This window comes from Streptomyces sp. NPDC020845, from assembly GCF_044334165.1.
GTDB lineage: Bacteria > Actinomycetota > Actinomycetes > Streptomycetales > Streptomycetaceae > Streptomyces.
On record NZ_JBIRSJ010000026.1, the window covers coordinates 135135 to 143342 of the forward strand.

At 73.1% G+C, this 8208-nt stretch carries 6 protein-coding genes and 1 tRNA gene; 4 read left to right on the forward strand and 3 right to left on the reverse strand.

Annotated elements, in window-relative coordinates; all coding sequences use genetic code 11:
* Positions 1-22 precede the first annotated feature (22 nt).
* A complete protein-coding gene (locus ACH4U7_RS47905; RefSeq protein WP_398534035.1) occupies positions 23-1006 on the forward strand; it encodes an aldo/keto reductase in 984 nt (327 codons plus the stop codon).
* A complete protein-coding gene (locus ACH4U7_RS47910; protein WP_398534036.1) occupies positions 1003-3681 on the forward strand; it encodes a helix-hairpin-helix domain-containing protein in 2679 nt (892 codons plus the stop codon). The genes ACH4U7_RS47905 and ACH4U7_RS47910 overlap by 4 nt, the downstream gene beginning before the upstream one ends.
* A gap of 209 nt (positions 3682-3890) precedes the next feature.
* On the opposite strand, the gene ACH4U7_RS47915 is transcribed toward ACH4U7_RS47910, so the two are convergent.
* On the reverse strand, positions 3891-4604 hold the full coding sequence (locus tag ACH4U7_RS47915; protein WP_398534037.1) for a hypothetical protein: 714 nt from the start codon (positions 4602-4604) through the stop codon (positions 3891-3893).
* 47 nt (positions 4605-4651) lie between these two features.
* On the opposite strand from ACH4U7_RS47915, the gene ACH4U7_RS47920 reads away from it, so the two are divergent.
* Entirely contained in the window at positions 4652-4840 is a 189-nt protein-coding gene (locus tag ACH4U7_RS47920; protein ID WP_018537156.1) for a DUF5703 family protein, read from the forward strand.
* 120 nt (positions 4841-4960) lie between these two features.
* Here ACH4U7_RS47920 and ACH4U7_RS47925 read toward each other — a convergent pair whose 3' ends face one another.
* Both ACH4U7_RS47925 and ACH4U7_RS47930 read right to left on the reverse strand, forming a co-directional pair.
* Entirely contained in the window at positions 4961-5830 is an 870-nt protein-coding gene (locus ACH4U7_RS47925) for a chaplin (RefSeq protein WP_398534038.1), read from the reverse strand.
* A gap of 317 nt (positions 5831-6147) precedes the next feature.
* Positions 6148-7485, reverse strand: coding sequence for a M20/M25/M40 family metallo-hydrolase (locus ACH4U7_RS47930; RefSeq protein WP_385626566.1), 1338 nt, complete (start codon positions 7483-7485; stop codon positions 6148-6150).
* Positions 7486-7739: 254 nt separating this feature from the next.
* Here ACH4U7_RS47930 and ACH4U7_RS47935 point away from each other — a divergent pair.
* Positions 7740-7824 (forward strand) — tRNA-Leu (locus ACH4U7_RS47935).
* The last annotated feature ends 384 nt before the right edge of the window (positions 7825-8208 follow it).

Here is an 8208-nt window from a genome sequence, read left to right on the forward strand (position 1 = left end):
CCGGCCAGTAATCTCAACGTTCATGGAGCTAAGGCACCTCGGCCGCACGGGCCTGCGCGTATCCCGGCTCGGGCTCGGCACGCTCACCTGGGGGCGGGACACCGAAGAACACGACGCCGCGGATCAGCTCAAGGCGTTCTGGGAAGCGGGCGGGACGCTCGTGGACACCGCCGATGTGTACGCGGACGGCGGCGCCGAGTACCTTCTGGGTCAGCTGATGGAGGGCCTTGTGCCGCGCCGCGATCTGCAGATCGCCACCAAGGCGGGCAGCGTCCCCGACCCCGACCGCCGCTTCGACTGCTCGCGAGGCCACCTGCTGGCCGCGCTCGACGGCTCGCTCGCGCGGCTCGGCACCGACTATGTCGATCTGTGGCAGGTGCACGCCTTCGACCCGGTCACCCCGATCGAGGAGACGCTTCAGGCGCTGGACATCGCGGTCAGCAGCGGGCGGGCGCGGTATGTGGGGGTGTCCAACTTCTCCGGCTGGCAGATCGCCAAGGCGGCCACCTGGCAGCTCGCCTCGTCCGGCACGCACACCCGGCTCGCCAGCACGCAGATGGAATATTCGCTGCTGCAGCGCGGAATCGAGCGGGAGGTGCTGCCCGCCGCCCTGGACCTGGGCCTGGGCATACTGCCCTCCTCCCCGCTGGGCCGCGGGGTGCTGACCGGCAAGTACCGCCACACGACCCCGGCCGACTCGCGCGGCGCCTCCGAGCAGATGGCGGCCTTCGTCGCCCCGTATCTCGACGAGGAGGCGAGCCGGATCGTCGAGGCGGTCTCCACCGCGGCCGACGGCCTGGCGACCACCCCGCTGCATGTGGCGCTGGCCTGGGTCCGCGACCGCCCGGGCGTCACCGCGCCGATCGTCGGCGCGCGGAACGCGCAGCAGCTCAGGGCGGCCTTGTCGGTGGAGGCGCTTAGTCTTCCGGAGGAAATCTGCCAGGCGCTCGACGATGTGTCGGCGCCCGTGCACCGCTATCCCGATCAGGACTGGAGCACGCTGTGAGTACCGACCGCCTCGCCGGCGAGGCCGCCTCCGCACCCCAGGAGGAGCCCACCACCAGCACCCCCGCGGCGCGGACGGATACGGACGCGGACGCCGCCGTCCCGCTGCGCGCTGAGGGCGGCGCCGACACGGACACCGGCGACGGCGCCGACAGCGGGGAGCCCGCGAGCCCCGCGGGGCTCGCCCCCGGTGGTCCGTCGGCAGCGGGCGATGACGCGGCGGCCGGTGGCCCGGCCTCTTCCGGCTCGGGGAGCGAATCGGCGGCGGGCGGACAGCAGGCCGCCGGCACTGCGGGCGCGGCATCCTCTGGCACTGCGGGCGCGGCATCGTCAGGGGGCGCCGGGGCCCCGGGCGACCGGACCTCGGCGGGCGGCGAGGGAGCCGGTGGCGACCGGGCCGGGGGCGGTAAGCGGTCAGCCGCCGCGGAGGCGCTGGCCGCGGCGGTGCGGGCCGTGGAGAGCGGTGAGCGATCGGCGGCGTCGTTCTTCACCGAGACGCCCGCGGCCCGCCAGGGCCGCGCCGCGGCGCGGGGCGCGGGAAGCGGCGGGGCTCGCCCGAGTGGCGCTCAAGAGCGGACGGACGGACCCGGGCGCGGACAGCCCGGGGCGGCCGGGCCCGGCGGGCCCGCCCCGGCGCGCGGGGTCCCCGCCGCACCGGGCGCCGGACAGCCCGTCCGGACCGTGGCCGGGCCCAGGCCCGGGGCCGGGGCTGCGGCGGACGGCCCAGGAGCCGCCGAGGTCCGCCGGGTGCTCGCCGAGGGCGGGGCCCCCGAGAGCCTGGCCGGTGCGGTCGTGGTCGCGTTGGGCGAAACGGCCGCCGAGGTGCTGCGTGAGGACCCCTGGCAGCTGCTGGCCGTATCCGGCGTGCGCCATGACCAGGCGGACGGCTTCGCCCGCGCCCTGCTCGGGCCGGACTGCGGGCCGGACGACGAGCGCCGGGCGCAGGCGCTCACGGTCTGGCTGCTCGAGCGCGCCGCGCTCGAAGGACACACCGCGCTGGAGTCCTCCGCGCTGCGCGCCGGGCTCGCCAAGCTGTCCGTGCCCGATCCGGACGCGGCGCTGCGGTCCGCGATCACGGACGGCCTGGTGCTGGTGTTCCAGGACGCCGCCGACACCCCCGGGGCCGCCGCGCGCCCGGCGTCCGAAGACGCGGACGGCGCCGACGACGAGCAGCCGGTGCGGGTCCTGCTGGGGCTGGACCGCTTTGCCCTGGCGGAGGAGAGCCTGGCCGACGGCCTGGCCCGGCTCGCCGGCACCTTCGCCGACCGGTCGGCGGGCCCGGCGGCCGGTGCGCCCAGCGGCGAGGCCGGCGACGACGGTGGCGACGGCGGCGGTGCGGGCGCCGGTTCCGATGACGGATCCGCGGACGTCTCCGGCCACGGCGAGGCGGACGCCGCCGGTCCGAGTGCGGCCGACTGGGAGGCCGCGGCAGTCGCCGCGCCGAGCCCGTCCGCGGCGGAGCTCATCCGTACGGCCGCGGGCCACGGCCTGGTCGCACACAGCGGCGGCGAGGCCGCCCGCGCCGAACCGGCGGCGCTCGTCGCCGCGGCCAGGTCCCTGGGGCTGCGGGCGTACGCGGCGGCACACACCGAGGACGGCAGGCGGCGGCTGGCCGAGCTGATCGACGCCGCCGCGGCCACCTCGGCCGGGGAAGGCGCCGACGGCCCGGTCGGCCACGCCGCCAGCGACCACCCCGGCGGCACCGGCCTCGGCGGGTCCGACGCGGCGGTCACCGTCGCCGGGCTGCTCTCGGGCCACGAGGGCCCGGGCCGCGACGAGGACGGCGCGCTCGCGCTCGATGTGATCGCCGTGCTGGACGCCCCGCAGCTGGACGTGGAAACCGCGGCGATGCTCGTGGAGTCGCTGCCGGACGGTGCGCGGCTGGTGCTCAGCGGCGACCCTGGTGTGCTGTGGTCGGCGGGCCCCGGCAAGGTCTTCGCGGATCTGCTGGCCGCCCGCCGCTGCCCCCAGGTCGTCTCCCGGACGCCGGACCCCGGGCCGATCGGCGAGCTGGTCTCGGGTATCGGGATCGGGGAGCTGAACCAGGTCGAGGCCCCCGGCAAGGAGGTCGTGATCGTCCCGGTGCGGGACGCGGGCGAGGCCGTGCACCGCACGGTCCAGCTGGTCGCGGACTCGGTGCCGCGCGCGCTCGGCGTGCCGCCGGAGCATACGCAGGTGATCACCCCGGGCCACGGCGGCGCCGCGGGGACGCGCGCCCTCAACGCCGCCCTGAAGGAGCGGCTGAACCCCGGGCCCGGCCGGTTCGGCGGCTTCGACCCGGGCGACCGGGTCGCCTACGTCCCGGCGCCGGGCCATGCGCTGCCGGGCAGGGTGGTCTCGGCGGACGCCGAGGGACTGCACCTGGACTGCGCGGGCGCGGCCGTCGTGGTGCCGCGCGAGCAGGTCGCCGACAAGGTCCGCCACGGCTGGGCGCTCACGGCCCACCAGGCAGTCGGCGCGCGCTGGCCGGCGGCGGTCGTGGTACTGCCCGGCGACGCGGCCGCGGGGCTGACCCGAGCCTGGGTGTACACCGCCTTCGGCCGTGGCGAGCGCCATCTGTCCGTGGTGCACGGCGCGGACACGGCGCTGGCGCGGTCGGTAGCGGAGATCCCGGCGAAGGACCGAACCACCCGGCTGCGGTCCCTGCTGCAGACGCAGCTCCCGTCCGCCGGGTAGGGCACCGCGCCCCACGCCAGTAGGCGCCGGGGCGTGGACTCCGGCTCCCGCCCGGGCGGTCCGCCCAGGCACGGCCCCCTGCCGCCTGGCAGGATCGCCGGTCGCCAGGGGCCGGCCTGGCCTGGCAGACGTTGAGCGCCGGGCGGGCCCGGTGACCCGCCCGGCGCTCAGGGACGGTCGGTGGGAGGCCTCGACGAGGCCCCGGTGTGTCAGCTCCCGGGGCCCAGTACCTCCAGGTCCTCCTCGTCCGCCTCTTCTACCTCGTCGGCAACGTCAACCTCGTCGTCCTCGTCGTCCAGCTCCTCGTCGAAGACCGTACTGACGTCGAAGCGACAGACGACCTGGTGCGGATCCGGCTGGTCGAAGGGGGTGGCCAGCCACTCCCCCGGCTCGGCGAGCTCGTCTCCGGCCGCCACCCACAGGGTCGAGTCGCCCTCCTCCAGCCCGAACTCCTTGTGCCGGGAGGCGATCTCGTCCGGTTCGTATTCGCCGAAGAGCACCCCGATGGCGGTCTGGACGCTGTCGCCGACGGCAGCCGCACCGCCAGCCCCTCCGTTGTCGGAGTCGGTGCCCCCATCCAGCTCGGCGACGCGCCTGGCCTGCGAGAGCAGGCGCTGCGGTTCTACGACGGCGTAGTCCCTGCGGATCAGCACGCTCAGCGCGCTCGGTTCCTCGGGCCCGGCATAGGGGGGCAGGGTGTCGTCACCGGGGATCTCGAAGGGCGTCACCTCGTCGTAGGCGTCATAGAGCAGTTCGTCGTACACCTCGGCTGCCGCGGCCAGTTCGTTGAACGCGGCGTAGACGGCCGGGTCGTCTTCCCCGGACCGGCGTTCGACAGCGTCGAGGTGACGATCCAGTGCGGCTTTCACCGCTTCAGCGGCGGCGCGTACCTCGGCAGCGGATGGCTGCGCAGCATCAGACATAGTGCAGACGCTATCCGTAGCAGGCCCGGTCCCGCACAATAGATGCGATGCCGGAATACGAATTCTGTGATGTGTATGTGCCTCGCGGGGTCTCCCGCAAGGCCGCCACGCGCCTGCTGACCGACCATGCCGAGTATGGACACTGGGAGCTCGACCGCCTGAGACTCAATCCCGACGGCAGCCGCAGGGTGCGGCTGCGCCGTCGGATCATCCGCCAGCTCCGCGCCACGTGGTGAGCCGCCGCTGAAACGTCGGGCGGGCCCCGCCGGTGTGCGAGGCCCGCCCGACGCCGCGCCGTAGCGCGACGTACCGGTCTCAGTGCCGCTCAGAGCTGGTCACTGCGGCTCAGCGCCGCATCAGTGCTGGCCGGCCCGCGCCCTGCGGTAGAGCACGGTGCCCGCGAGCAGCATGCCAGCGGCTGCCGGGATGGCCAGCTCGACCGGTCCGGCGCCGGTGTGCGCAAGCTGCTCGGTGCCCGTCAGCCGGGAGCCCCCCAGGTTCGAGGAGGCGCCGGCGCCGTGCGCGCCGATCTGCTGCGCGCCTTGGCCCGCCGCGTGTCCGCCGCTGTGGCCCGGCGAGGAGGGGGCAGGCGTGTGGCCGCCCGGCTTGCTGTCCCCGGGGTGGTGCGGCTTGCCCGGCTCATGCGGCTTTCCGGGGTCGCCCGGCTCTCCCGGCTCTCCCGGCTCTCCCGGCTCGTTCGGGTCACTCGGGTCACCGGGGTCACCGGGGTCACCGGGGTCACCCGGCTCGTTCGGGTCACCCGGCTCGTTCGGGTCGTTCGGAACGACATCCACGACGCCGCCGCACTCGCCGCCCATGTCGGTGTTCCCGACCGTGCCGACCCCGAGACCGTTCCCACAGGCGTTCACCGGCACATGGACCGGGACCTGCACATTGTTGCCGGAGGCGGTGCCCGGCGAATTCTCGGTCCTGCCCTCCGCGCTGGAACCGGTGTGCTGGGAGCTCCCGGACCCACCCTCGTGGACCACATTGCCGCAGCCGTTTCCCCCACTCCCATTGAGCACCCCGAGAACGGTCGCGGTGTTTCCGCAGACGTTCACCGGGATATCGATGGGTGCCTGGACCACATTGCCGGAGCCGATGCCCGGCGAGTGCGCGGCACCGCCGGTGGCCCCCGTGTCCGCGTGGGCGTAGCCGCCGGTCATGGCCAGTACGCCGCCCGCCGCCGCGATGGTGATCAGGCCCTTTTTCGCAACCTGTCGCATAACTGTCTCGCTCCCCTGCCTTCCGTCCTGCGGAATGCGCGCGAGCGGAAGCGCCCGCCCCCCATCCCGGTCTCCCCGAAGCACCTCACCGGCCTCCGGGGACACCCGGGATCACACCCCTCTGGACTGTGACTCCACGTCACGTGATCGATGCAACGGCCCCCGTTGGGGGCCGCACACCATGTAACGAGGAAGGAGCAATCGAGCTATGAATCTACGACACCATTCACCCTTATTGATTCAGTCAGTATGTGTGATCGATATACGCGCTCGATCAGCGCCAGCCGGCGTTCATCGACGCGCGGCCATGAGCGCGGTCAGCACGCGTCGATGAACCGGTCGAGCACCCTGACCCCGAACTTCAGCCCCTCCACCGGCACCCGCTCGTCGACGCCGTGGAACATCCCGGCGAAGTCCAGCTCCGGGGGCAGCTGCAGCGGCGCGAAGCCGAAGCAGCGGATGCCGAGGTCGTCGAAGGACTTGGCGTCGGTGCCACCCGAGAGGCAGTACGGCACGGCGCGGGCGATCGGGTCCTCGGCCTTGAGCGCCAACTGCATGGCGTCGACGAGCGCGCCGTCGAAGGTGGTCTCCAGGGCTTTGTCCGCGTGCACGTCCTCGCGCTTGACCCGCGGGCCGAGGACCCGGTCGAGGTCGGCCAGGAACTCCTCCTCGAACCCCGGCAGGAAGCGGCCGTCCACATGCGCCGTGGCCTGGCCCGGGATGACGTTGACCTTGTAGCCGGCGCCGAGCATCGTCGGCGCCGCGGTGTTCTGGAGGGTCGCCCCGATGAGCTTGGCGATGCCGCCGAGCTTGGCCAGCGTCTCGTCCATGTTCTCCGGGTCGAGCGGGGTGCCGAGCGCGTCGGACAGCTCGTCGAGGAAGGACCGTACGGTCTTGGTGACCCGGACCGGGAACTTGTGCCGCCCGAGCCGCCCGACCGCCTCGCACAACTCGGTGATCGCGTTGTCGTTGTTGGTCATCGAGCCGTGGCCTGCGGTGCCGTCCACGGTCAGCCGCATCCAGTGCATGCCCTTCTGGGCGGTCTCGACCAGGTAGAGCCGCAGGTTCTCGTTGACCGTGAAGGAGAAGCCGCCGACCTCGCCGATCGCCTCGGTCACCCCCTCGAAGAGGTCCGGGTGGTTGTCGACGAGGTGCCGCGCACCGTACAGCCCGCCCGCCTCCTCGTCGGCGAGGAAGGCCAGCACGATGTCGCGCGGGGGCTTGCGACCGCTGCGCAGCCGGTCGCGCACGACCGCGAGCGTCATCGCGTCCATGTCCTTCATGTCCACCGCGCCGCGACCCCAGACGCAGCCGTCGGCGATCTCGCCGGAGAAGGGGTGGTGGGTCCAGTCGAGGGCGTTGGCCGGGACGACGTCGGTGTGGCCGTGGATGAGCAGCGCGGGACGCGAGGGGTCCTCGCCCTCGATCCGCGCGACCGTGGACGCCCGGCCCTTGTGCGACTCGAAGATCTGCGGCTCGAGCCCCACCTCGGCAAGCTTCTCCGCGACGTACTCGGCGGCCGCGCGCTCGCCCGGGCCGGAGTGGTCTCCGTAGTTACTGGTGTCGAATCGGATCAGGTCGCGGCACAGGTCGACGACCTCGTCCTCACCACTGACCGCACCGGTCGTCCTCGCGGCCGAAGTCGACTCGCTCACACTGCCTCCTCAAGTTCTGCTGCCACGGAGCACCCGCGCGCGGGCAGGACCCGCGGCGGGGGTCCCCCGCCATCCTCCCGCGCCTACCCGCCCAGCCCAAGGCGGAAATACCGCCGTCACATCCCGTCCACACTTCCAGCGCGCCCGACCGCCGCGGGGCCGCCCCGGGGCACGGGCACGCGTGATCGAGCACGTCCGGATGTTTGCTATGGTTTTCCCGTCGGAACGGCCGCGGGCCGGACGGCAGACACCTGGTCCGGGTGGCGGAATGGCAGACGCGCTAGCTTGAGGTGCTAGTGCCCTTTATCGGGCGTGGGGGTTCAAGTCCCCCCTCGGACACTCACTCCAAAAGCCTGGTCGGTGCGCTAACCGGGCTTTTTGCGTGTGATGTCGACCAGGTGGCCGAGATAGGTGCGCGAGGTTGTCGCGCTGACAGGGCGCTGACCTGGGGTTTCGCCCGATCTCATGGCATGGGCGTTCGTGTCGGGTTCATATGGAGATCGTGTGCGTTCAGGGCTTGCGCCTGATGGCGTCATCGCGGACAGACCCTAGTCACCTGGGCAGGTGAACTCATTATCTGGCCCCACGTCCTCCTTTCGTCGCCGTTGTCGCGTATTCCGTACTCCAATGAGCCTCTTCCAAGCTGGCGGTTGGTTGGACCGGTGCCCCCGGTGGCGGGCATAAAGAAAGCTCCTGGTAGACGGGTTCACGACTAAGATCACC

Coding starts and splice junctions, on each gene's coding strand:
- ACH4U7_RS47915 (WP_398534037.1), bottom strand. CDS start 4,604: ATGTCTGATGCTGCGCAGCCATCCGCTGCCGAGGTACGCGCCGCCGCT.
- ACH4U7_RS47905 (WP_398534035.1), top strand. CDS start 23: ATGGAGCTAAGGCACCTCGGCCGCACGGGCCTGCGCGTATCCCGGCTC.
- ACH4U7_RS47920 (WP_018537156.1), top strand. CDS start 4,652: ATGCCGGAATACGAATTCTGTGATGTGTATGTGCCTCGCGGGGTCTCC.
- ACH4U7_RS47925 (WP_398534038.1), bottom strand. CDS start 5,830: ATGCGACAGGTTGCGAAAAAGGGCCTGATCACCATCGCGGCGGCGGGC.